Annotated in this window: 20 protein-coding genes and 1 riboswitch; of the genes, 16 read left to right on the forward strand and 4 right to left on the reverse strand. The window is 71.3% G+C overall.

The window, feature by feature from the left end; translation table 11 throughout:
* The first annotated feature begins 87 nt into the window (after positions 1-87).
* Positions 88-1,062 carry a carbohydrate kinase family protein gene (locus LRS74_RS25165; protein WP_277743137.1) on the forward strand — a complete coding sequence of 325 codons (975 nt, stop codon included), beginning with the start codon at positions 88-90 and terminating at the stop codon, positions 1,060-1,062.
* Between the two features lie 186 nt (positions 1,063-1,248).
* Here the strand turns inward: LRS74_RS25165 and LRS74_RS25170 are convergent, their stop codons facing one another.
* Positions 1,249-2,682, reverse strand: a complete 1,434-nt coding sequence (locus LRS74_RS25170) for a cysteine desulfurase/sulfurtransferase TusA family protein (RefSeq protein ID WP_277743138.1) — start codon at positions 2,680-2,682, stop codon at positions 1,249-1,251.
* Between the two features lie 326 nt (positions 2,683-3,008).
* Here LRS74_RS25170 and coxB point away from each other — a divergent pair, with 326 nt between their 5' ends.
* The 4 genes from coxB (at position 3,009) to LRS74_RS25190 (ending at position 7,658) form a co-directional block, all read left to right on the forward strand.
* Positions 3,009-4,016, forward strand: coding sequence for a cytochrome c oxidase subunit II (coxB, locus tag LRS74_RS25175; protein ID WP_277743139.1), 1,008 nt, complete (start codon positions 3,009-3,011; stop codon positions 4,014-4,016).
* Entirely contained in the window at positions 4,013-5,752 is a 1,740-nt protein-coding gene (gene ctaD / locus LRS74_RS25180; protein ID WP_277743140.1) for a cytochrome c oxidase subunit I, read from the forward strand. Before coxB ends, ctaD begins: the two co-directional genes overlap by 4 nt.
* Positions 5,749-6,147, forward strand: coding sequence for a cytochrome c oxidase subunit 4 (locus LRS74_RS25185; RefSeq protein ID WP_277743141.1), 399 nt, complete (start codon positions 5,749-5,751; stop codon positions 6,145-6,147). Before ctaD ends, LRS74_RS25185 begins: the two co-directional genes overlap by 4 nt.
* Positions 6,148-6,377: 230 nt before the next feature.
* The gene (locus LRS74_RS25190; protein ID WP_277743142.1) at positions 6,378-7,658 is read left to right on the forward strand and encodes an Ig-like domain-containing protein; all 1,281 of its coding nucleotides are present in this window, start codon (positions 6,378-6,380) and stop codon (positions 7,656-7,658) included.
* Between the two features lie 67 nt (positions 7,659-7,725).
* Here the strand turns inward: LRS74_RS25190 and LRS74_RS25195 are convergent, their stop codons facing one another.
* Positions 7,726-8,130: a hypothetical protein gene (locus LRS74_RS25195; RefSeq protein WP_144384765.1), complete on the reverse strand. Its 405-nt coding sequence runs from the start codon at positions 8,128-8,130 to the stop codon at positions 7,726-7,728.
* A gap of 190 nt (positions 8,131-8,320) precedes the next feature.
* On the opposite strand from LRS74_RS25195, the gene LRS74_RS25200 reads away from it, so the two are divergent.
* The 6 genes from LRS74_RS25200 (at position 8,321) to LRS74_RS25225 (ending at position 16,008) form a co-directional block, all read left to right on the forward strand.
* The gene (locus LRS74_RS25200; protein WP_144384764.1) at positions 8,321-8,941 is read left to right on the forward strand and encodes a heme-copper oxidase subunit III; all 621 of its coding nucleotides are present in this window, start codon (positions 8,321-8,323) and stop codon (positions 8,939-8,941) included.
* 89 nt (positions 8,942-9,030) lie between these two features.
* On the forward strand, positions 9,031-9,840 hold the full coding sequence (locus LRS74_RS25205; protein ID WP_277743143.1) for a cytochrome c: 810 nt from the start codon (positions 9,031-9,033) through the stop codon (positions 9,838-9,840).
* Positions 9,837-10,886 carry a Rieske (2Fe-2S) protein gene (locus LRS74_RS25210; RefSeq protein WP_277743144.1) on the forward strand — a complete coding sequence of 350 codons (1,050 nt, stop codon included), beginning with the start codon at positions 9,837-9,839 and terminating at the stop codon, positions 10,884-10,886. Before LRS74_RS25205 ends, LRS74_RS25210 begins: the two co-directional genes overlap by 4 nt.
* On the forward strand, positions 10,883-12,517 hold the full coding sequence (locus LRS74_RS25215; protein WP_277743145.1) for a cytochrome bc complex cytochrome b subunit: 1,635 nt from the start codon (positions 10,883-10,885) through the stop codon (positions 12,515-12,517). Before LRS74_RS25210 ends, LRS74_RS25215 begins: the two co-directional genes overlap by 4 nt.
* 433 nt (positions 12,518-12,950) lie before the next feature.
* Positions 12,951-14,015 carry an anthranilate phosphoribosyltransferase gene (gene trpD, locus LRS74_RS25220; RefSeq protein WP_277743146.1) on the forward strand — a complete coding sequence of 355 codons (1,065 nt, stop codon included), beginning with the start codon at positions 12,951-12,953 and terminating at the stop codon, positions 14,013-14,015.
* Positions 14,016-14,234: 219 nt separating this feature from the next.
* Positions 14,235-14,352, forward strand: a riboswitch (SAM riboswitch).
* A gap of 207 nt (positions 14,353-14,559) precedes the next feature.
* Positions 14,560-16,008, forward strand: coding sequence for an aminotransferase class V-fold PLP-dependent enzyme (locus LRS74_RS25225; RefSeq protein WP_277743147.1), 1,449 nt, complete (start codon positions 14,560-14,562; stop codon positions 16,006-16,008).
* 83 nt (positions 16,009-16,091) lie between these two features.
* Here LRS74_RS25225 and LRS74_RS25230 read toward each other — a convergent pair whose 3' ends face one another.
* The gene (locus tag LRS74_RS25230; protein ID WP_144384758.1) at positions 16,092-16,373 is read right to left on the reverse strand and encodes an Lrp/AsnC ligand binding domain-containing protein; all 282 of its coding nucleotides are present in this window, start codon (positions 16,371-16,373) and stop codon (positions 16,092-16,094) included.
* 42 nt (positions 16,374-16,415) lie between these two features.
* Positions 16,416-17,132 carry a rhomboid family intramembrane serine protease gene (locus LRS74_RS25235; RefSeq protein WP_277743148.1) on the reverse strand — a complete coding sequence of 239 codons (717 nt, stop codon included), beginning with the start codon at positions 17,130-17,132 and terminating at the stop codon, positions 16,416-16,418.
* 215 nt (positions 17,133-17,347) lie between these two features.
* Between LRS74_RS25235 and LRS74_RS25240 the strand changes: the two genes are divergently transcribed.
* The 5 genes from LRS74_RS25240 to LRS74_RS25260 all read left to right on the forward strand — a co-directional run bounded on the left by LRS74_RS25240 (position 17,348) and on the right by LRS74_RS25260 (position 23,207).
* Positions 17,348-17,599: a hypothetical protein gene (locus LRS74_RS25240; RefSeq protein ID WP_277743149.1), complete on the forward strand. Its 252-nt coding sequence runs from the start codon at positions 17,348-17,350 to the stop codon at positions 17,597-17,599.
* A 17-nt stretch (positions 17,600-17,616) separates the two neighbouring features.
* Positions 17,617-18,978 carry an NYN domain-containing protein gene (locus LRS74_RS25245; protein ID WP_277743150.1) on the forward strand — a complete coding sequence of 454 codons (1,362 nt, stop codon included), beginning with the start codon at positions 17,617-17,619 and terminating at the stop codon, positions 18,976-18,978.
* A 289-nt stretch (positions 18,979-19,267) separates the two neighbouring features.
* Positions 19,268-20,326, forward strand: a complete 1,059-nt coding sequence (locus tag LRS74_RS25250) for a C40 family peptidase (RefSeq protein ID WP_277743151.1) — start codon at positions 19,268-19,270, stop codon at positions 20,324-20,326.
* Between the two features lie 461 nt (positions 20,327-20,787).
* The gene (locus LRS74_RS25255) at positions 20,788-21,828 is read left to right on the forward strand and encodes a C40 family peptidase (RefSeq protein WP_277743152.1); all 1,041 of its coding nucleotides are present in this window, start codon (positions 20,788-20,790) and stop codon (positions 21,826-21,828) included.
* A gap of 92 nt (positions 21,829-21,920) precedes the next feature.
* The gene (locus LRS74_RS25260; RefSeq protein WP_277743153.1) at positions 21,921-23,207 is read left to right on the forward strand and encodes a hypothetical protein; all 1,287 of its coding nucleotides are present in this window, start codon (positions 21,921-21,923) and stop codon (positions 23,205-23,207) included.
* Positions 23,208-23,313: the final 106 nt, after the last annotated feature.

The following is a 23,313-nucleotide window of genomic DNA, read 5'->3' on the forward strand; positions in this document are numbered from 1 at the left end:
GGTAGTTTCGGCCATTCGAACGTGAGGCCTGGGACCCGGTAGCGTAGAGCGTCCCTTTTTTCCGTAGCCCACAGGAGCAGACACGCCGTGCGTATCGCAGTCACCGGCTCCATCGCCACCGACCACCTGATGACCTTCCCCGGCCGTTTCGCCGATCAGCTGGTCGCCGACCAGCTGCATACGGTCTCCCTGTCCTTCCTCGTGGACACCCTCGACGTCCGCCGCGGGGGCGTCGCCCCCAACATCTGTTTCGGCATGGGCGTGCTCGGTCTGCGCCCGGTCATGGTCGGCGCCGCCGGCTCCGACTTCGCCGAGTACCGCGCCTGGCTGGAGCGGCACGGCGTGGACACCTCCTCCGTCCGCATCTCCGAGGTGCTGCACACCGCGCGCTTCGTCTGCACCACGGACACCGACCACAACCAGATCGCGTCCTTCTACACCGGCGCGATGAGCGAGGCCCGACTGATCGAGCTCCAGCCGGTCGCCGACCGGGTCGGCGGCCTGGACCTGGTCCTCATCGGCGCGGACGACCCGGAGGCCATGGTCCGCCACACCGAGGAGTGCCGCTCCCGTGGCATCCCGTTCGCCGCGGACCCCTCCCAGCAGCTGGCGCGCATGGACGGCGACGACATCCGCCGGCTGATCGAGGGCGCGCGGTTCCTCTTCACCAACGAGTACGAGAAGGCGCTCACCGAGGCCAAGACCGGCTGGACCGAGGACGAGATCCTGGCCAAGGTCGGCACCCGCGTCACCACGCTGGGCGCGCAGGGCGTGCGGATCGACCGCGTCGGCGAGGAGCCGATCGTGGTGGGCTGCCCGGAAGAGGAGGCCAAGGTCGACCCGACCGGTGTCGGCGACGCCTTCCGCGCCGGCTTCCTCGCCGGCCTCTCCTGGGACCTCACCCTCGAGCGCGCCGCCCAGGTCGGCTGCATGCTCGCCACCCTCGTCATCGAGACCCTGGGCACCCAGGAGTACGAGCTCCGTCGCGGCCACTTCATGGACCGCTTCGCCAAGGCCTACGGCCACGAGGCCGCCGCCGAGGTCCAGGCACGCCTGTCCTGACCCCAGGCACACGAAAGACACGCGAAAGAAGGAGGGCGGGCCCGCAGGGGCCCGCCCTTCACCGCACCCGACCCCCGGCCCGCACCCCTTGGTCGACGCCGCGGGTCCAGAGGGCACCCACGCCGCACACGGGCACCGGAGGGGAGCACCCTCGCGCCACACGCGCGCGCCCGCGAGGGGAAGGGGTCAGACCCGGCGGACCCGATAGGCCGTTCCCCGTTCGGCGGCCGTCTCACCGAGATAGTCGTGGCCGCGCATGGCGCACCAGGCGGGGATGTCGAGGCGGGCGGCGTCGTCGTCGGAGAGGACGACCACCACACCGCCGACCGGCACGTCGCCGATCACCTTGGCCAGCTCGATGACGGGGATCGGGCACCGCTTGCCGAGCGAATCGACCACGAGCTCGCGCGCCGCGGCCTCCGGTGCCTCCATCGGCCCGGCCTCGCCCGCCGCGGGCGCACCCGCGGGCGCAACCGCACGCGCGGGCGCACCCAACCGCTCCCGCACCTCCGCGACCACTCCCGGCAGCACCGCCAGGAACCGCTCGACGTCCTGGTCCGCCGTGCCCAGCGGCAGCGAAACGCGGATGTTGCCCTCGGAGAGCACGCCCATCGCGCGCAGCACATGGCTGGGCGTGAGGGTGCTGCTGGTGCAGGACGAGCCGGAGGAGACGGAGAAGCCCGCGCGGTCGAGCTCGTGCAGGACCGCCTCGCCGTCGACGTAGAGGCAGGAGAAGGTGACCAGGTGGGGCAGGCGTCGCTCGGGGTCGCCGACGACCTCCACGTCGGGCACCAGCTCCGGCACGCGGGCCCGGATCCGGTCGACCAGCGCGCGCAGCCGCTCCGCTTCGTCGGCGGCCTCCTGTCGCACGGCTCGCAGGGAGGCCGCGGCGGCGACGATGGCCGGGAGGTTCTCGAAGCCGGGCGCGCGCCCGGACTCGCGCTCGTCGGCCGGGCCGTGGGCCGCGAAGCGCACGCCCTTGCGGACGGCGAGCAGTCCGACGCCGGCCGGGCCGCCCCACTTGTGGGCGCTGCCGGTCAGCAGCGACCAGGGGGCGTCGACCGGGCCCCAGGCCAGCGACTGGGCGGCGTCCACGAGCAGCGGGACGCCCGCCTCCCGGCACTCCTCGGCGACCTCGGCCACCGGCTGCACCGTGCCGACCTCGTGGTTGGCGGACTGGAGACAGGCGAGCGCCACCGGCCCGGGGACATCCCGCAGGGCCGCCGCGAAGGTACCGGGCTCGACCCGGCCGGCGCGGTCCACCGCCACCCGGGCCACGGTCCCGCCGGCGGCCTCGTGCGCGTCGGCGGCGTGCAGCACCGCGGAGTGCTCCACCGCGGACACGACGAGATGGCGGCCGGCCCGCCGCCGTCCGGCGAGCGCGCCGGCGATGCCGTCGTGCAGGGCCCGGGTACCCGAAGGGGTGAAGACGAGCTCATCCGGGCGACAGCCGACCGCCTCGGCGGCCGTCTCCCGCGCGGCGTCCAGCAGCAGTCGGGCCCGGCGCCCCTCGCGGTAGAGCCGGGCCGGGTCCGCCCAGCCCTCGTCGAGGGTGGCGAGCAGCGCCTGGCGGGCGACCGGGTGCAGGGGCGCGGAGGAGGCGGCGTCGAAGTAGGGCACGTAGGCAACCTAACTCCTCCTTCCTTCCGCGCGTCCCGCCCGCCGGGCCCGGCCGTCCGCTATCGTCGGCGCAGCCCCCGTCGCGGGCCGCGGCGACGCACCGTCAGCGCTGGGCCGTCCGTGGCGCGAGCGCCTGCGGAGGCGGTGCTTCCACCCCTTCGGGGACTGGTCCGGCGCGTTGGGCACCCTCCCCGCGCGGCCCTAAAAGGCGTCCAGTAGGGTTTGGTCCGCATAAACATCCAAACCCCTGCCCGCACCGGGCCGGCGACCGACCAGCGAGACGGCCGCAGCCGGCCGCGCGGGCGAGACTCTCGGGAAGGCGCTACGTGAGTCCCAACGGCTCCGACCGCTCGTCGCGGCGCCCGGTGCGGCGGAAGCTGCTGCAGGCGCTGGCCGCGGGCATGGTCCTGGCGACCGCCACCGGTTGCACATCTAAGGACTTCCCCAACCTCGGGATGCCCGACCCCGTCACCGAAGAGGCGCCGCGGATCCTCTCCCTGTGGCAGGGCTCGTGGGCGGCTGCGCTCGCCACGGGCGTTCTGGTCTGGGGCCTGATCCTGTGGAGCGTCATCTTCCACCGGCGCAGCCGGACCAAGGTCGAGGTTCCTCCGCAGACCCGGTACAACATGCCGATCGAGGCGCTGTACACCGTGGTCCCGATCATCATCGTCTCGGTGCTCTTCTACTTCACCGCGCGCGATGAGAACGAGCTCCTCAAGGTCGACAAGAAGCCCGACCACGTCGTCAACGTCGTGGGCTTCCAGTGGAGCTGGGGCTTCAACTACCTGGAGAACGTGGACGGCAACAAGTCCACGGGCTACACGTACAAGGAAGCCAAGGAAGGCCAGAAGCTCCCCAAGGCGAACACGCCGCCGGAGAACATCTCCAACATTCCGGACCGGATGATGTCCACCCTGCCCGCGGGCGTGGACGGCGTCTACGAGGTGGGCACGCCGGGCGAGAAGACCCCGGGCAACCCCAGCCCCGGTCCGACGCTGTGGCTGCCGAAGGGCGAGACCGTCGAGTTCATCCTGACCTCGCGTGACGTGATCCACTCCTTCTGGGTGATCCCGTTCCTGATGAAGCAGGACGTGATCCCGGGCCACACCAACCGCTTCCAGGTGACCCCCAACAAGGAGGGCACCTTCATGGGCAAGTGCGCCGAGCTCTGCGGCGTGGACCACTCCCGCATGCTCTTCAACGTCAAGGTCGTCTCGCCCAAGGAGTACCGCGAGCACCTCCAGGACCTGAAGAAGAAGGGCCAGACCGGCTTCATCCCGTCCGGCATCGAGCAGACGGAACCCGCCAAGAACGCGGAGACCAAGCAAAAGTGAGCATCCTCAACGAATCTCAGGGTGCCGACGCAACCGCCTCCTACGAGGACGAGTTGCCGGTGCGCCGTAAGCAGCCCGGGAATGTCGTCGTCAAGTGGCTGACCACCACAGACCACAAGACGATCGGCACGCTCTACCTGGTCACGTCGTTCGCGTTCTTCTGCATCGGCGGCGTGATGGCGCTCTTCATGCGCGCCGAGCTGGCCCGTCCCGGCACGCAGATCATGTCGAACGAGCAGTTCAACCAGGCGTTCACCATGCATGGCACGATCATGCTGCTGATGTTCGCCACCCCGCTGTTCGCCGGTTTCGCGAACTGGATCATGCCGCTGCAGATCGGTGCGCCCGATGTGGCGTTCCCGCGGCTGAACATGTTCGCCTACTGGCTCTACCTGTTCGGCTCGCTGATCGCGGTGGCCGGCTTCCTCACCCCGCAGGGTGCGGCCGACTTCGGCTGGTTCGCCTACTCCCCGCTGTCGGACGCGGTCCGCTCGCCGGGCGTCGGCGCCGATATGTGGATCATGGGTCTGGCCTTCTCGGGCTTCGGCACCATCCTCGGTTCGGTCAACTTCATCACCACGATCATCTGCATGCGCGCCCCGGGCATGACGATGTTCCGCATGCCGATCTTCACCTGGAACGTGCTGCTCACCGGTGTGCTGGTGCTGCTGGCCTTCCCGGTGCTGGCCGCCGCGCTCTTCGCGCTGGAGGCGGACCGCAAGTTCGGCGCCCACATCTTCGACGCCGCCAACGGCGGTGCCCTGCTGTGGCAGCACCTCTTCTGGTTCTTCGGCCACCCCGAGGTGTACATCATCGCGCTGCCGTTCTTCGGCATCATCTCCGAGATCATCCCGGTGTTCTCGCGTAAGCCGATGTTCGGTTACATCAGCCTCATCGCCGCGACCATCTCGATCGCGGGTCTGTCGGTGACCGTGTGGGCGCACCACATGTACGTCACAGGCGGTGTGCTGCTGCCGTTCTTCTCCTTCATGACGTTCCTGATCGCGGTTCCGACCGGTATCAAGTTCTTCAACTGGATCGGCACCATGTGGAAGGGAAGCCTGAGCTTCGAGACGCCCATGCTGTGGGCGGTCGGCTTCCTGATCACCTTCACCTTCGGTGGTCTGACCGGTGTCATCCTGGCCTCGCCGCCGATGGACTTCCACGTCTCGGACTCGTACTTCGTGGTGGCGCACTTCCACTACGTGATCTTCGGAACCGTGGTCTTCGCGATGTTCGCCGGCTTCCACTTCTGGTGGCCGAAGTTCACCGGGAAGATGCTGGACGAGCGGCTCGGCAAGATCACGTTCTGGACGCTGTTCATCGGCTTCCACGGCACCTTCCTGGTGCAGCACTGGCTGGGCGCCGAGGGCATGGCCCGCCGTTACGCGGACTACCTGGCCGCCGACGGCTTCACCACGCTGAACATGATCTCGACCATCAGCTCCTTCCTGCTGGGCCTGTCGATCCTGCCGTTCTTCTACAACGTCTGGAAGACCGCCAAGTACGGCAAGAAGATCGAGGTCGACGACCCGTGGGGTTACGGCCGTTCGCTCGAGTGGGCCACCTCCTGCCCGCCGCCGCGACACAACTTCCTCACCCTGCCGCGGATCCGCTCCGAATCCCCGGCGTTCGACCTGCACCACCCGGAGATCGCGGCGCTCGACCAGCTGGAGAACCTCGGCGCGGGCGACGATGACAAGGCCCTCGCGGGCGGCAAGGAGGCCGGCAAGTGAAGGTCCAAGGCCGGATGTTCATCTGGCTCTCCGTCTTCGTCCTCGTGATGGCCGTGGTCTACGGCGTCTGGTCGAAGGAGCCTGCCGGCACCACCGCGCTGTTCCTGGCCTTCGGTCTCTGCATCATGATCGGCTACTACCTGGCCTTCACGGCTCGCCGGGTGGACACCGGGGCGCAGGACCGGAAGGACGCCGAGGTCGCCGACGACGCCGGTGAGCTGGGCTTCTTCTCCCCGCACAGCTGGCAGCCGCTGTCGCTGGCGGTCGGTGGCGCGCTCGCCTTCATGGGCGTCGTCTTCGGCTGGTGGCTGCTCTACTTCTCGGCCCCGATCATCTTGATCGGCCTCTTCGGCTGGGTCTTCGAGTACTACCGCGGCGAGAACGCGAACCAGTAGGGCGTAGGCCGCGCCGGCTCACGGTCGGCGCGGCATCCGTCCTCGGGCCAGGGGCCCGGACACCTTCACAGGTGTCCGGGCCCTTCGGCGTATCCGGGCCCCTGGTCCTGTGCGGGCCCCTCGTCCTGTGCGGGCTCCTCGGCGTCCCCGTCGCCGGCTACGGCGACCCCGATAGCCCGTTCGGCGGTACTCCACGCGCCAGAAGGGGTCGATTTTCTTACTTTGTGACCATGAGTCACAGTCCTCGTTCGCGTACGGCGCCACGTCGCGTCGGGTGCGCGCTGCTGGTCGGACTGGTCGCGGCCGGAGGCGCCGCCTGCGGCGGCCCCTCCGGGCAGCCGCTCTCCGCCACCCCGTACGACGCCACGGGACAGATCTCCTTCAGCGGGGTGGGGGGCGACCGGAAGGCCGATCCGGACAAGCCCCTGGAAGTGACCGCCAAGGGGGACGGCAGCCGCATCACGGATGTGACGGCCACGGACGCCGCAGGACGGTACGTACGCGGCGAACTGAGCGCCGACGGCACCAGATGGCGTTCGACCGCTCCGCTCGCCGCAGGAGCCCACTACACGCTGCGCGTGAGCACCGAGAACGAGGACGGCAGGCCCGGACGCCGGGTGATCGGCTTCGACACCGCCCCGGCCGGCAAGCAGCTGCGCGTGACCTTCGGCCCGGAGGCGGGCACCTACGGGGTCGGCCAGCCCATCACCGCCCGGCTGAGCCGGCAGGTGGAGGACCCCTCCGCGCGGGCCGTCGTGGAGCGCGGACTGAAGGTGGAGTCGCGCCCCGCGGTGCAGGGCGTGTGGCACTGGGTGGACGGTCGGACGCTGCACTACCGGCCGCGCGAGTACTGGCCCGGCCGGGCCACCATCACCGTGCGCTCCACGCTGACCGGCGTCCGCGTCGGCGGTGAGCTGCACGGAGCCGCCACCAAGCCGCTGACGCTGCACACCGGCCCGCGCCTGGAGGCCATCGCCGACGCCGGCACCCATCACATGACCGTGCTGCGGGACGGCGTCGCCATCCGCACCATCCCCATCACCACCGGCAAGCCCGGCTTCGCGACCCGCAACGGCGTCAAGGTGGTCCTGGCCAAGGAATCCTTCGTACGGATGCGCGGCACCAGCATCGGCATCCCCGAGGGCAGCTCCGACTCCTACGACCTGCCGGTCTACTGGGCCACCCGGGTCACCTGGAGCGGCGAGTACGTGCACGCGGCGCCGTGGTCGGTGGGCGCCCAGGGAGCGGCCAACGTCAGCCACGGCTGCACCGGTATGAGCACCGCCGACGCCCAGTGGTTCTTCAACACCGTACGGGTGGGTGACATCGTCAAGGTCGTGGGCAGCGGCGGCGCCACCATGACGCCGTTCGACAACGGCTTCGGCGACTGGAACATGCCCTGGGAGCAGTGGCGCGAGGGCAGTGCCCTGGCGGGCCCGGCGACCGGTGGCGCGGCGGGACGGGACGCGGGCGGCCCGGCCGACACGGCCAGGCTGCGCCCCGGGGTGTGACGACGGGTCGGTGGCGCACCCGTACGGGGGACGTGCGGACCAGGCCCAGGTCGCCCCGATGCGCGGGTCAGGCCGCCCCGAGCGTGGTCCGCCGGCGCAGCAGGCCGGCCAGCGCCTCGGCGAAGATCACCGGGTCCACCGGATGGGTGACGGCGGCGTCCGCGCGGCTCCAGGTGGCCAGCCAGGCGTCCTGCGCGCGGCCGATGAGCAGCAGCACCGGAGGGCAGCGGAAGATCTCGTCCTTGATCTGCCGGCACACCCCCATGCCGCCGGCCGGAACCGCCTCCCCGTCCAGCACGCAGGCGTCGACGCCGCCCTCCTCCAGGGCCGCCAGCACCGCGGGGAGGGTGGCGCACTCCAGGAACTCCACCGGCGGCACATCGGCCGCGGGGCGCCGCCCGGCAGCCAGCCGGACCTGCTCGCGAACGGTCGCGTCATCGCTGTAGACCAGGACCGTGGCGGTCGGCTGCATTGTTCCTCCAGCTCGTAGACGGCCTTCAGGGCACGGCTTCGGTTCGGAACCGTTGCGCGGATGCTACTCCTCGGCCATCTGCCCGGGCAGGTGGCCGCCCATGCGGCGATGGGCCGTTCGGGCAGGGCACACGCCGTTGACACACCGAACGGCACCCCCCGGAGTGAGGGCTGGATAAGCGACCGACATAATGTCGGTCGTGGCGACAGCAACAGCAGTAGATACCGGGCACGCGCACCCGTCGGTCAACCGGCCGAACCTCACCAGCGTCGGAACCATCATCTGGCTCAGTTCCGAGCTGATGTTCTTCGCGGCCCTCTTCGCGATGTACTTCACCCTGCGATCGGTGACGGGCTCCGAGCACTGGAAGGAGATGGCTTCGGCCCTCAACTTCCCCTTCTCGGCCACCAACACCACGATCCTGGTGCTCTCCTCCCTCACCTGCCAGCTCGGCGTCTTCGCCGCCGAGCGCGGTGACGTGAAGAAGCTCCGCATGTGGTTCGTGATCACCTTCGTCATGGGTGCGATCTTCATCGGCGGCCAGGTCTTCGAGTACACCGAGCTGGTCAAGCACGAGGGCCTCTCGCTCTCGTCGGACCCGTACGGTTCGGTGTTCTACCTGACCACCGGCTTCCACGGACTGCACGTGACGGGCGGACTCATCGCCTTCCTGCTGGTCCTGGGCAGGACGTACGCGGCCAAGAGGTTCACCCACGAGCAGGCGACCGCGGCCATCGTCGTGTCCTATTACTGGCACTTCGTCGATGTCGTCTGGATCGGCCTCTTCGCCACGATCTACATGATCAAGTAATCCGGTGCCCAGGGGCTCGCGCGTCGAGCCCCGCACCGGAACAACGTCCTCAAGCATCGACGCAGAAGATCCTGACACCGGGGTAATCCGTGAAAAAGCTCTCCGCACGACGACGCCATCCGCTGGCGGCGGTCGTCGTCCTACTCTTCGCGCTGGCGGTCACTGGGGGGCTGTACGCCGCGTTCGCGCCCGCGGACAAGGCGAAGGCCGATGACACTTCCCAGTCCCTCGCCATCGAGGAGGGCAAGAAGCTCTACGCCGTCGGCTGCGCAAGCTGCCATGGCACCGGCGGTCAGGGCTCGTCCGACGGCCCGCCCCTGGTAGGCGTGGGCTCCGCCGCCGTCGACTTCCAGGTCAGCACCGGCCGCATGCCCGCGCAGCAGCCGGGCGCCCAGGTGCCGAAGAAGAAGAACATCTACACGGACGCGCAGATCGAGCAGCTGTCCGCGTACATCGCCTCCCTCGGCCCCGGCCCGGAGACGCCGACCAAGGAGCAGTACAACCCCGCGGGCGCCGACAGCGGCAACGGTGGCGTGCTCTTCCGTAACAACTGCGCTCAGTGCCACAACTTCACCGGCAACGGTGGCGCGCTGACCCACGGCAAGTACGCGCCGCCGCTCGACGGTGTGTCTCCGAAGCACATCTACGAGGCCATGCAGACGGGCCCGCAGAACATGCCCTCCTTCCCGGACACCACCATGCCGGAGAAGGAGAAGCGGGACATCATCGCTTACCTCCAGAAGGTGAACAGCGAGGAGACCGAGACCCCTGGCGGCCTTGAGCTGGGCGGGCTCGGCCCGGTCAGCGAGGGCCTGTTCGCCTGGGTGTTCGGCATGTCCGCCATGATCGTCCTCGCCATCTGGGTCGCCGCCCGGACTGCAAAGGCCAAGAAGTCATGAGTAGCCAAGACACTTCACACACTGAGAACCTGCCCGAAGAGCAGGGCAAGGGCGCGGTAGCGACCCACGACAACCCGTTCGCCGACCCGGGGATGCCGCCGCACGAGCACCGCATCCAGGACATCGACGCCAAGGCCGCCGCGCGGACCGAGCGTACGATCGCGCTGCTGTTCGTGATCTCGATGCTCTCCACGGTCGCGTTCATCGCCTCCTACGTGGCCTTCCCGGTCGACAAGGTCGTCTACATCTGGCCGATCGGGCACGTCAGCGCGCTCAACTTCTCGCTGGGCATGACGCTGGGCCTCGCGCTCTTCTGCATCGGCGCGGGTGTGGTCCACTGGAGCCGCACCCTGATGTCCGACGTGGAGATCGCCCAGGACCGGCACCCGGTCAGCGCCGACGAGGACGTCCGGGCCCAGGCCTACGAGGACTTCCGGATCGGCGCCGAGGAGGCCGGCTTCGGTCGCCGCAAGCTGGCCCGCAACACGCTCTTCGGCGCGGTCGCGCTGGTGCCGCTGTCCGGCCTGGTGCTGCTGCGTGACCTCGGCCCGATGCCGGAGGACAAGCTCCGGCACACCAAGTGGGCCAAGGGCAAGCGGCTGATGAACCAGAACACCATGCAGCCGCTGCGTCCCGAGGACATCGCCGTGGGCTCCCTCACCTTCGCCATGCCCGAGGGCATGAGCGAGGAGGACCACGACTTCCAGGTCCAGATCGCCAAGGCCGCCCTGATGATCGTCCGGATCCAGCCGGAGAACATCAAGGACAAGCAGGAGCTGGACTGGTCGCACGACGGCATCGTCGCGTTCTCGAAGATCTGCACCCACGTCGGCTGCCCGATCAGCCTGTACGAGCAGCAGACCCACCACGTGCTGTGCCCCTGCCACCAGTCGACCTTCGACCTCGCCGACGGCGGTCGGGTGATCTTCGGCCCGGCCGGCCACGCCCTGCCGCAGCTGCAGATCACGGTGAACAAAGAGGGCTACCTCGAGGCCAAGGGTGACTTCGCGGAGCCCGTCGGCCCGGCCTACTGGGAGCGCGGATGAGTACGTCAACCGATACGCGCCGCGAGGGCGGCAAGGCCCCGCGCGGCGAGCGTCTCGCCGACTGGGCGGACGGCCGGCTCGGCACCAACAAGATGGCCAAGGGCGCGCTGCGCAAGGTCTTCCCGGACCACTGGTCGTTCATGCTGGGCGAGGTCGCGCTCTACAGCTTCGTCATCATCATCCTCACGGGTGTGTACCTGACGCTGTTCTTCCACCCCAGCATGGAAGAGGTCACGTACCACGGTCCGTACGTCCCGATGCAGGGCGTGCGGATGTCGGAGGCCTTCGCCTCGACCCTCGACATCAGCTTCGAGGTGCGCGGTGGTCTGCTGATCCGTCAGATCCACCACTGGGCCGCGCTGATCTTCCTCGCGGCGATGATGGTGCACATGATGCGGGTGTTCTTCACCGGCGCCTTCCGCAAGCCGCGTGAGGTCAACTGGCTCTTCGGCTTCCTGCTGCTGGTGCTGGGCATGTTCACCGGCTTCACCGGCTACTCGCTCCCGGACGACCTGCTGTCCGGTACCGGTATCCGGTTCATCCAGGGTGTGTTCCTGTCGATCCCGCTGGTCGGCACGTACATCTCGATGTTCGTGTTCGGCGGCGAGTTCCCGGGTATGGACGTGATCCCGCGGCTGTACTCGGTGCACATCCTGCTGCTGCCGGGCATCATGCTCGGCCTGGTGGTCGCCCACCTGATCCTGGTCTTCTACCACAAGCACACCCAGTGGCCGGGCCCGGGCAAGACCGAGAAGAACGTCGTCGGCATGCCCTTCATGCCGGTCTACATGGCCAAGGCGGGCGGCTTCTTCTTCCTGGTCTTCGGTGTCATCGCGGTGATCTCCGCGATCGCGACCATCAACCCGATCTGGGCCATCGGTCCGTACCGACCCGACCAGGTCTCCACCGGCGCCCAGCCCGACTGGTACATGGGCTTCGCCGAGGGTCTGGTCCGTGTGATGCCGGGTTGGGAGATCAACCTGTGGGGCCACACGCTGGTCCTGGGCGTGTTCATCCCGATCGTGCTCTTCCCGATCGTGCTCCTGGCGATGGGCGTCTACCCGTTCATCGAGTCCTGGATCACCGGTGACAAGCGCGAGCACCACCTGCTGGACCGGCCGCGGAACCGGCCGAACCGCACCGCCTTCGGTGTGGCCTGGCTGACCGCGTACTTCGTGATGCTGATCGGTGGTGGCAACGACCTGTGGGCCACCCACTTCCACCTGTCGATCAACGCCATCACCTGGTTCGTCCGGATCGGCTTCTTCGTCGGCCCGGTGCTGGCCTTCATCGCCACCAAGCGGATCTGCCTGGGTCTGCAGCGGCGCGACAAGGACAAGGTGCTGCACGGTCGCGAGACCGGCATCATCAAGCGCCTGCCGCACGGTGAGTTCATCGAGGTCCACGAGCCGCTCTCGCAGGAGCAGCTGCACACCCTCACCTCGCACGAGCAGCCCAAGCCGCTCGAGCTCGGCCCCGAGGTCGACGAGAACGGCGTGAAGCGCAAGATCAAGCGCTCGGAGAAGCTGCGCGTGAAGCTCTCCAAGAGCTACTTCGGCGAGGGGTCGCAGATCCCGAAGCCGACCGCCGAGGAGTACCAGGAGATCACCAGCGGCCACGGCCACCACTGATCTCCGAGCAGGACCAGCTGACGCCACAGCCGAGGGCCTCGGCCCGCCCCTTGAGGGCGGTGCCGGGGCCCTCGGCCCGTTTTTGAGGGCTCGGTTCGCCTCCGGGCGCTTCAAGCGGCTGCCGACGGTCGACCGTGCTCGCCTGCTCGTTCCTCACAGGCTCCGCGCGCTCTCCCTTTCGGCAGCCGCGCGCCCTTCGGCTCACTCGCCGGGGCGTGCGGGGCCGGTCCGTGCGGGGCCAGGCCGTGGCGGCCGCGGGCCCTCGCGGGTGTCCGCTCCTCGGGCAACGCGCCGGGCGGCCGCCGGGCGCCGATAGGCTGAGCATGCGCACCCGCGCGTACGCGCGCGGTGTGTCAAGAGCGTGGCACCGCGCGCAACGGCGCGGGCCGCCCGGATCGACGCGGATGAGACCGACCACCCAGGAGTGTGGACCATGAACGTTGTGACCCCGGCAGGCGGCGACAGCGCGACGGCCCGCACCTGGCCGGACGTACTGAACTCGCTGCTGAGCGGCGCCGACCTGAGCGCCGAGGACACCGCGTGGGCGATGGACCGGATCATGCGGGGCGAGGCGACCGACGCCCAGATCGCCGGCTTCGCGGTCGCCCTGCGGGCCAAGGGCGAGACGGTGGCCGAGGTGTCCGGACTCGTCCAGACCATGTACGCGCACGCCAACCTGATCGAGGTGCCCGGCCCCACCGTCGACATCGTGGGCACCGGCGGCGACCGCGCCAGGACGGTGAACATCTCCACCATGTCGGCGCTGGTCGTCGCGGGCACCGGTGCCAAGGTCGTCAAGCACGGCAACCGCGCCGCGTCCTCCGCCAGCGGTTCCTCCGACGTCCTGGAGAAGCTCGGGGTCAATCTGGACCTGACCCCGCGCCGGGTGGTCGAGGTGGCCGAGGAGGCCGGGATCACCTTCTGCTTCGCGGTGAAGTTCCACCCCGCGCTGCGGCATGTCGCCCCCGCCCGGCGCGAGCTGGGCATCCCCACCACCTTCAACTTCCTCGGCCCGCTGACCAATCCGGCGCGGGTCACGGCCCAGGCCACCGGCGTCGCCGACGCCCGGATGGCGCCCATCCTCGCCGGTGTGCTCGCCGAGCGCGGCTCCTCCGCGCTGGTCTTCCGCGGCGACGACGGCCTCGACGAGCTGACCGTCACCTCCACCTCGCGGGTGTGGGTGGTCCGGGACGGCGCCGTGCGCGAGGAGACGTTCGACCCCCGCGACGTCGGCATCGACCTGGTGCCGGTGGAGTCCCTGCGCGGCGCCGACGCCTCCTACAACGCGGACGTCGCCCGCCGGCTGCTGGCGGGCGAGACCGGCCCGGTGCGGGACGCGGTGCTGCTCAACTCCGCCGCCGCGCTCGTCGCCCTGGCGCCCGACGACCGGCCGCTCACCGCGCAGATCGCCGACGGCATCGAGCGCGCCGCCGAGGCCGTCGACTCCGGCGCCGCGCGCGCGGCCCTGGACCGCTGGGTGCTCGCCACCTCCCGTTGACCCCGCCGGCCCGTCCGGGGGGTACGGAGGTCCCGGCCCCCCGGTCCCGCGGGCTGGCGTACGGTCAGCAGCGCCTGGCCGGGGGTGTGGGGGGGGCGAAGGCACCCCCACCCTGCCCTCGGCCGAGGTGAGGTCGGCGGTGCGCCCGCCGGCCCGCGGTCCCGTCCGGGATGCGGACCGCGGTTGCGCCAGGGCCGTCGTTTGGCATACTTGCGGTCAGGTCACGAGTGACAGCGACTACGGCCCCGGCCCGCTGTCCGGCAACCCTCCGTCCGTGGCGGGGTGCCCCGGGTGATGACCGGGTCGCAGGCAGCGAGGTCTGCGGCAAGCGCGGATCCCTCGCCAGGGATCCTGGTCGTCGAGGGAGCTCTTCCGTGATTCAGCGAATGCTCTAGGGCCTACGGCCCGTTCTCTTCCCCCTCCTCCGCCGTCGCGGCACAGCCGTCGCGCGCGTTGAGGCAACACCCCGTGCCCCGGGCCCCGTTGGGCCGCCCCGCGCGGGTTTTCTGAGCCATTCCGCACTGTCCCGCCGGGAGATATCGCCATGTCCGCATGCCCTGACACCGCCACCGTCAGCACCTCCGTCGACACCCCCGCCCCCACCCCCTCGGTTTCGGCTGCCGCGCCCGTCGCCGACGCCTGCGCCGACCCCGACTGCGCGCCGCTGCCGGTGCTGGGCGGGGACGTGCTCGTGCCGCTGGTGACCGGCGGCGAGGTCACGTACGCGGCGCTCGACTACGCGGCCAGCGCGCCCGCGTTGAAGCGGGTGTGGGACGACGTGGCGGCCTACGCGCCGTACTACGGGAGCGTGCACCGGGGGGCGGGCTATCTCTCGCAGCTGTCGACCGACCTGTTCGAGAACAGTCGCACGACGGTGGCGGACTTTCTGGGCTGCCGCGCCGACGACCAGGTGGTCTTCACCCGCTCGACCACCGACTCGCTGAACCTGTTGGCGGCCGTACTCCCGCCCGCCACGCGGGTGTTCGTCTTCGAGACCGAGCACCACGCCTCGCTGCTGCCGTGGGAGCGTCGGGAGGACGTCGAGGTGACGTATCTGAGCGCGCCGCGGTCGCCGCGGGAGGCGGTGCGGACGCTGGAGCGCGCGCTGGTCGACCGCGAGCCGTACGGGCCGGCCCTGGTCTGCGTGACGGGTGCCTCCAATGTGACGGGGGAGTTGTGGCCCGTGCGGGAACTGGCCGCCGCCGCCCATGCGCACGGGGCGCGCATCGTGGTCGACGCCGCGCAGCTCGCGCCGCACCACCCGGTGGACCTCGCCGGGGACGACCTCGACTGGGTGGCCTTCTCGGGGCACAAGCTGTACGCGCCCTTCGGCTCCGGGGTGCTGGCCGGGCGGGCCGACTGGCTGCGGGAGGCTGAGCCCTATCTGGCGGGCGGCGGCGCCAGCCGCGCGGTCGCGCGCCGTGGCGACGGCGGGGTGGACGTGGAGTGGCACACCACCGCCGCGCGGCACGAGGCCGGTTCGCCCAACGTCATCGGCGCCTACGCCGTCGCCTCCGCGTGCAGGGCGCTGGCCGAGGCCGGCTTCGACCGGTTGGTCGACCGTGAGCGGCGGCTGGTCGCGGCCGTGCGCGCGGGGCTGGCGGAGGTGCCCGAGGTGCGGGTGCTGTCGCTGTTCGGCGACGACGCCCCGCGCGTGGGTGTCATCTCCTTCGTCGTCGACGGCTGGAACAGCTCGCACTTCGCCGCCGCGCTCTCCGCCGAGTACGGCATCGGGGTGCGGGACGGGCTCTTCTGCGCCCACCCGCTGGTGCGCACCCTGCTCGGCAGCGAGCCCCAGGAGCAGGGGGAGTGCGGCGCCCCGGAGGCGTCCCCCGGCGAGCGGTCGCTCAACGCCATCCGGGTGAGCTTCGGCGCGGGGACGCCCGACGAGCACGTGGAGCGCTTCGTGGCGGCGGTGAAGGAGTTGGTCCGCGACGGCGCCAAGTGGCACTACCGGACGGAGGGCGGGCGCTGCGTCCCGGACCGGGGCTGATGCCGAAGAGGTCGGACCGGGGCTGATCCCGCGGGGTGCCGGGCGGGGGCGGCGGACGCCCCCGCGGCACGGCGGGGTCGGGTTCAGCCTTCGAGGCCGATGGCGAACGCCGCCTCCAGGTCGTGCTGCGAGTAGGTGCGGAAGGCGACGTGCGTCTCGGTCGAGGCGACGCCGGGCACCTTGTTGATCTGGCCCGGGATGGCGTCCGCGAGGTCGTCGTGCCGGGCCACCCGCACCATCGCGATGAGGTCGTGCGCGCCGGTGACCGAGTACACCTCGCTGACCCCGTCGAGAGCGGCGATCTTCTCGGCGATCTCGGGGATCTGGTCGACGCTGGTCTTGATGAGCACGATCGCGGTGATCACGGTGGGCTGTCTCCCTCACTGGGGCCGGCTGCGCTCTTCACTCTATCCCGCCGGGCTCCCGCCGCCCCCTTCGATCGAGGCCGCCCCGCGCCCTTCGGGCTGCCGACCGAACCGTGCCCAGGCGAAGAGGAAGCCCAGCACGAAGCCGATCAGATGGGCGAGGTAGGCCACGCCCGGTCGGGAGCCGGTCTCGCGGATGGCCAGCCACTGCAGGGCGAACCAGAACAGCAGCACCAACCAGGCCGGGAAACGCAGCGGCAGGAAGAGCAGGAACGGGAAGAGGCTGGTCACCCGCGCCTTGGGGAAGAGCCACAGAAAGGCGCCGAGCACCCCGGAGATGGCCCCGGACGCGCCCACCAGGGTCTGCGAGGAGTCGGCGTGGGCCGCGGCGTAGCCGAGGAGCGCCAGATATCCGGTGGCGAGGTAGAAGAGGGCGAACTGGAGGCGACCCATCCGTTCTTCCGCCATCGCCCCGAAGACGTACAGAAACAGCATGTTGCCGAGCAGATGCAGCCAGTTTCCGTGCACGAAGAGCGCGGTGAGGGGCGTCAGTGGTTCGGTGGGGGGACCGCTCCAGAGCTTGCTGGGGATCACCCCCCAGCGCTCGAAGTACGCCGACTGGGCCTGGAGCAGGTCGCCGCCCACGCCGTATCCGGGGTTCAGGCCGGAGGCCGGTCCGATGGCGAAGACCAGGCAACAGGTGCCGATGAGGGCGTAGGTCACCGTGGGCCGGGCGTAACCCGCTGATGACTCGATCATGGGCAGATCATGGCGTACCGGGAGCTACCTGCACAGAGCGCCTCGCCGCGGCCACCCGCTGGCCCGGCCCCCGCCCTCCCCGGGCTTCAGGCCGTAGGGTTACAGCACGCGGCATGGACAGCATGCGGCGCTGAGCACGCGCGACGCCCCACCCCCAGGGATGAGCCGCCCGGCGCGGAGCCCTGTGGAGAACCGAAACCGGAGAGAGGACGACGATGGCCGTTCCCCAGCCGACCGCGGAGACCCGCTGGCGCTGCACCTTGTGCGGAAATCTGACCAGGTTCGACGTGACCCGCTCGATAAGGGCCACCGACTATGTCCATCTGGATCTGGCGGGAGAGTCGAGGGTCGAGGAGCGCGAGGTGCTCAGTGAGACCATCGAGTCGGTGCGCTGCCGCTGGTGCGACGCGGTCGACCGGATCGAGCTGGTGGACCGCCCGGGGGCGGGCGCGAGCGCGAGCGCGTGAGAACGGAGAAGTGACAGGTGGTGGAGCGGACGGGCGGCCCCGAGGCAGCCGGTGACGCCGACGGCGGCATCGAGGCGCTGGACCGCCCCCTGCCGGAAGGGGTGCGACGGCGCGTCGTGGCGCTCGTCGCGGAGGCGTTCGGCGGCCTGACGGTCACCGAACTCCCACCCCAGTTGCGGCAGTACGCCCGTTTCACCCCGACCCGCCGGGCCAAGTTCGCGGGCAACGCCATGGCGGCCGCGGTGGAGAGCGATCCGGTCTTCCGGCAGCGCATCGCGGGGCGACTGCGCGAGACCCAGGCCGAGCTCGCGGAGGCGATCGAGGGCGGCTCGCCGCCGGCCGCCGCCGATCCGGTGGACGTGGCGGCGCTGGCGTACGTGCTGCGACCGACCGGCTGGGTCAAGCTGGTGGACGCCGCGGGCGAGGAGGCGCAGCGCGCCAACGCCGAGCGCGTGGGCGAGGAGGCCGAGCGTGAACTGCGGCAGCTGCGCGAGGAGCTGTCCGAGGCGCGCTCGACCGCGCGCGGTGACGCCGAGCGGGCCCGCGCGGAGCTGGAGGCGGTCCGCAAGGAGGTCGACGGACTGCACCGCAAGCTGCGCAGCGCGCTGAGCGATGTGAAGCGGGGCGAGGCGGCGCTGCGCAAGGTCGAGGCGGAGTTGGAGGCGCAGCGCGCCGCGGCGGCCGCGCAGCAGGCCGTGGCGGAGGGCGAGGCGCGGCGGCTGCGGGCCCGGGTCGCGGAGGCCGAGTCGGCGCTGGAGGGGAGCCGGCGGGCGGCGCGTGAGGGCCGCACCTTCGAGGACATGCGGGTGCGACTGCTGCTGGACACCGTGCTGGACGCGGCGCAGGGGCTGCGCCGCGAGCTGGCGCTGCCCCCGGCCTCGACCCGCCCGGCGGACACGGTGGACGCGGTGGAGCCGGGCCGGATGACGCCCAAGGACATCGCGCGCCGCGCGCTCTCCGAGACCGACCCGGCGCTGCTCGACCAGCTGCTGGCGCTGCCACAGGCCCACCTGGTGGTGGACGGCTACAACGTCACCAAGTCCGGTTATCCGACGATGCCGTTGGAGAAGCAGCGGCTGCGGCTACTGGGCGGGCTCGCGGTGCTGGCCGCGCAGACCGGCGCCGAGATGACCTGTGTCTTCGACGGGGCAGAGCTGGCCGCCCCGGTGCTGCTGGCGCCGCCGCGCGGGGTGCGGGTGCTGTTCAGCAAGCCCGGGGTGACGGCCGATGAGCTGATCCGGCAGCTGGTGCGGGCCGAACCGCCGGGGCGTCCCGTGGTGGTGGTCTCCACCGACCGGGAGGTGGCCGACGGAGTGGCGAAGGCCGGAGCTCGTCCGGTGGCATCCGCGCTGCTGCTCAAGCGACTTGCACGGATCTGACCCTGGATGTCCCGCTAGGTCCCCGGTTGACCACAGAGGCAGAGGGTCAACTCGCCGTCACGGCCCGTGTGATGTTGGTAAAAATTGAGGGCGGTGGGCGAGATTTTGCCCAGTGGGATTTGAAGGGATCACGATGACATTACTAATGTCTGCCCTCGAACCTCCGCGCGTTTGATCACTCATCCGGAGTGGCAGCGGGGGAACCGCCGAGTCCGCGGGTGCGTCGCGCGGAGCCGGGGCTCGCCCCCACCACCCGGCAGGCGGCTGGAGGAAGAAGGAGCTCGTCTCCGTGGCGTCCCACCGTCGACCCAAGCAGCCGAGCCGCACTCGGGTGACCGTCCTCACCGCGACCGCTGCCGCCGCCGTGGCCCTCGGGGCCCAGGCTGCCCACGCCGATCCGAAGCCGTCCAAGAAGGACGTCAAGGCCCAGGTCGACAAGCTCTACGAGGAGGCCGAGAAGGCCACGGAGCAGTACAACGGCGCCAAGTCCAAGCAGGAGACGCTGGAGGAGCAGGTCAGCACCCTCCAGGACAAGGTCGCGCGCGGCCAGGAGGAGCTCAACGAGCTCCGGGACGGCCTGGGTTCGATGGCCGCCGCGCAGTACCGCTCCGGCGGCATCGACCCCTCCGTGCAGCTGCTGCTCTCCTCCGACCCGGACAGCTACCTGGAGAAGGCGTCCACCCTGGACCAGGTCAGCAGCAAGCAGGCCGCCGCGATCAAGCAGATCGCCGACAAGCAGCGCACGCTCAAGCAGCAGCGCGAAGAGGCGTCCACCAAGCTGACGGACCTCTCCGCCACCCGTAAGTCGCTGGGCGAGAAGAAGACCGAGATCCAGGGCAAGCTGGCCAAGGCGCAGCAGCTGCTCAACTCCCTGACCGAGCAGGAGCGCGCGGAGCTCGCCGCCAAGGAGGAGGCGCGCGCCAAGGAGGCCCAGGAGCGCGCCGAGCGGAGCTCCGGCTCCGAGGACCGATCGACCGACCCGGGCGACGACGCCCCGCAGTCCGGTCGTGCCGCGGCCGCGCTGGCCGCCGCCAAGACCAAGATCGGCGCTCCCTACGTCTGGGGCGCCACCGGCCCCAGCTCCTTCGACTGCTCGGGCCTGACCTCCTGGGCGTACGCGCAGGCCGGCGTCCAACTGCCGCGGATGTCCCAGGACCAGGCCAACGCCGGTACCCGGTTGGGGATGGGCGAGCTCAAGCCGGGCGACCTGGTGATCTTCTACAGCGACCTGCACCACGTGGGCCTGTACGCGGGCAACGGCCAGGTGCTGCACGCCCCGAAGCCGGGGGCCAACGTGCGCTACGAGTCGATCAACAACATGCCGTTCCAGTTCGGCGTCCGGGTCTGACGCCTCCCCGGCGCGGAAGCCGCACCCGCGTTCCGCGCCGGACGACCCGTTCCGCGCCGACGTTCCGCGCCGGACCACCCGTTCCCCGCCGACGTTCCGCGCCGTTCGACCCGTTCCGCGTCGAACGTCCTCGTTCCGCGCGGGAGGTCGGCTTTCGGTCGACACCCGGGAACGGCTTCCGGGCGCCGGCCGCACGGCCCCTCCGCGCGAGGTCACGCCTTTCCGCGATACACCCACCCGGAACCGCCCGTCCGGGGGAAATCCCGGCATCGCGCACTGACCCCCCGCCGCCCCCTCGCCCCGTCGGTGACCTGCGTATCCGGCGGGGCGTCCGGTTGTCGCACGTGCCGCGGTTCGTGGACCGGGCTTTCTCACGTGGCTACTGTCTGCCCGCAGTTGTTCCCCAACTCAGTGGACGGCTTCCCCGTGCTCGCGGGGGCTGTCCCGAAGGGCGGCTTTCTGTGGCGTCCCATCGCCGTACCTCGCCGAACGGTCTCGACCGGACGGTGCGCGCGACCGTGCTGTCCGCCGCCGCGGCCTCGGCGGCGGCCGCGTTGTCGGCCTTCCCGGCCGGCGCCGAGCCGCGGCCCACCGACCCGGCGAGCGCGAGGACCACCGTCGACCGGCTCTACCGGGAGGCGGAGCGGGCCACCGAGAAGTTCAACGCGGCGGGGGAGCGCTCCCGCAGGCTCCGGGAGCAGTTGGACCGGCTGCAGGACCGGGTGGCCCGCGGCCAGGAGGGCGTCAACCGGATGCGCGGGGCCCTGGGCGCGCTCGCCGGGGCCCAGTACCGCTCCGGCGGCGTCACCCCCGGCGTGACCCTGATCCTCTCCGAGGACCCCGACGGCTATCTGGACAAGGCCGCCACGCTGGAGCGGATCGGCCACCAGCAGGCCGGTCAGCTGCGCACCCTGCAGAGCGCCCTGCGCACGCTGCGCCAGCAGCGCGAGCAGGCGTCCGGGAAGCTCACCGAGCTGGCCGAGAGCCGCGCGGCCGCCGCGCGCCACAAGAAGACCGTGCAGCGGAAGCTCGCCACCGCGCGCAGGCTGCTGAACGCCCTGTCGCCGGACGAGCGGGACGCGTACGCGCGCAGCTCGCGCGACGTCGGCCGGCTCGGGGGGCTGCCCGGCACGGGGCAGGCCCCCGGCGCCTCCTCGGGCCGGGCCGCCGCGGCGCTGACGGCCGCGCGGCAGGCGGTCGGCGCGCCGTACGCCTGGGGCCAGGCCGGCCCCGGCGCCTTCGACTGCTCGGGGCTGACCCAGTGGGCGTACCAACGCGCGGGGGTGGCGATCCCGCGCACCTCGCAGGGTCAGCGCGGGGCCGGGGCGCAGGTGCCGCTCTCCCAGGCCCGGCCGGGAGATCTGGTGGTCTACCGCGCGGACGGCAGCCATGTGGCCATCTACGCCGGCAACGGCCAGGTGATCCACGCGCCGTACCCCGGCGCCCGGGTGCGCTACGACCCGGTCGGCATGATGCCGATCTCCTCGGTCACCCGTCCGTGAGCGGCCGACCACGCGCTCTGGCGCCGCTCGGCTGGACTCGTACGATCTAACGCGTGGCAGGCCAGGTGGGGTGGAAGGGTAGACCGGGACCGGTGCGGCGAACCGCGTCGAGCCTCGCTGCGGTGTGCGTGCTGCTGGCCGGCGGACTGACCGGGTGCGGCGGCCCCGCCGCACCGGACGCCGACCGCACCGGGATCCAGCGGATGCTGGACCGGCGGGCCGCGGCCGTGCGGGACCGGGACGCGGCGGCGTTCCTGGCGACCGTGGACCGGGACGCCGTCCACTACCGCTCCGGCCAGCGGCGGGTCTTCGCCAATCTCGGGGACGTGCCGCTGCGTTCCTGGGAGTACCGGCTCACCGGGACCGGCGGGTTCCGACCGGTCGCCGGCGACGGCCACCGGATAGCCGCCACCGTCGAGCTCCGCTACCGGCTGACCGGCTACGACACGGCGCCGGTCATCACGGAGCAGCGGCTGACCCTGGTGCGGCGGGAGCGGCAGTGGTTCGTGGCCGGTGCCGCGGGGGCCGGCGCCACCGTCAGCGCCACCCGCGCCGACGGCTCGGGCGGCGCCCAGCGGCCCGCCGAGCAATTGTGGGACCAGGGGGACGTGGAGGTCGTACGGGGCGCCCACAGCCTCGTCCTGGGCGTCGGCCAGGACCGGGAGCGGCTGCGCTCCATCGCGGCCACCGCCGACCGCGCGGTGCCCGCCGTGGCCGACGCCTGGAACGGGAAGTGGGCGCGCCGGGTGGTGATCCAGGTGCCCGCCTCGCTGGAGCGGATGGCCGGGCTGCTGGGCGCGCCGGCCGACGGCTACCGGGGCATCGCCGCGGTCACCACCGGCGAGATCGGCGGCGCCGGCGCCGCGCCCGCCGACCGGGTGGTGGTCAACCCCGAGGCGTACGGCGTGCTCGGCGAGTTCGGCCGCCAGGTCGTGCTCACCCACGAGACCGCGCACGTCGCCACACGCCCCGCGACCACCTCCAGCACCCCGCTGTGGCTCTCCGAGGGCTATGCGGACTGGGTCGGCTACCGCGCCACCGGACGCTCCCCCCGCGCCATCGCGCCCGAACTCGCCCGCGCGGTCGACGCCGGGCACGCCCCCCGCGCGCTGCCGCGGAGCGACGACTTCCGCTTCGGCACCGAGGCGGTGCACCTCGCCCGGGCCTACGAGGAGGGCTGGCTGGCCTGCCGGATGATCGCCGAGAGCTGGGGCGAGTCGAAGCTCGTCGCCTTCTACCGCGCGGTCGGCGCCAGCACCGCCCAGGGGCCCAAGGCCCAACAGCGCGCCGTGGAGGCGGCGCTGCGCGAGGTCCTGGGCGTCGGCCTCGACGCCTTCACCGCCAAGTGGCGGGCCTATGTGAGGGGCGAACTGCGCTAGCGCGGCCGGCGGCCGGCAGCCGGCGCGCGGACGGGAGCCGGGGGCGGGTCGACGGTTCTCGCGGCGGCCGGGGGCGGCGGCCGAAGGCGGCCCGGTCGCCGGTACC

Origin of the sequence: Streptomyces sp. LX-29, from assembly GCF_029541745.1 — a bacterium.
Lineage (GTDB): Bacteria > Actinomycetota > Actinomycetes > Streptomycetales > Streptomycetaceae > Streptomyces.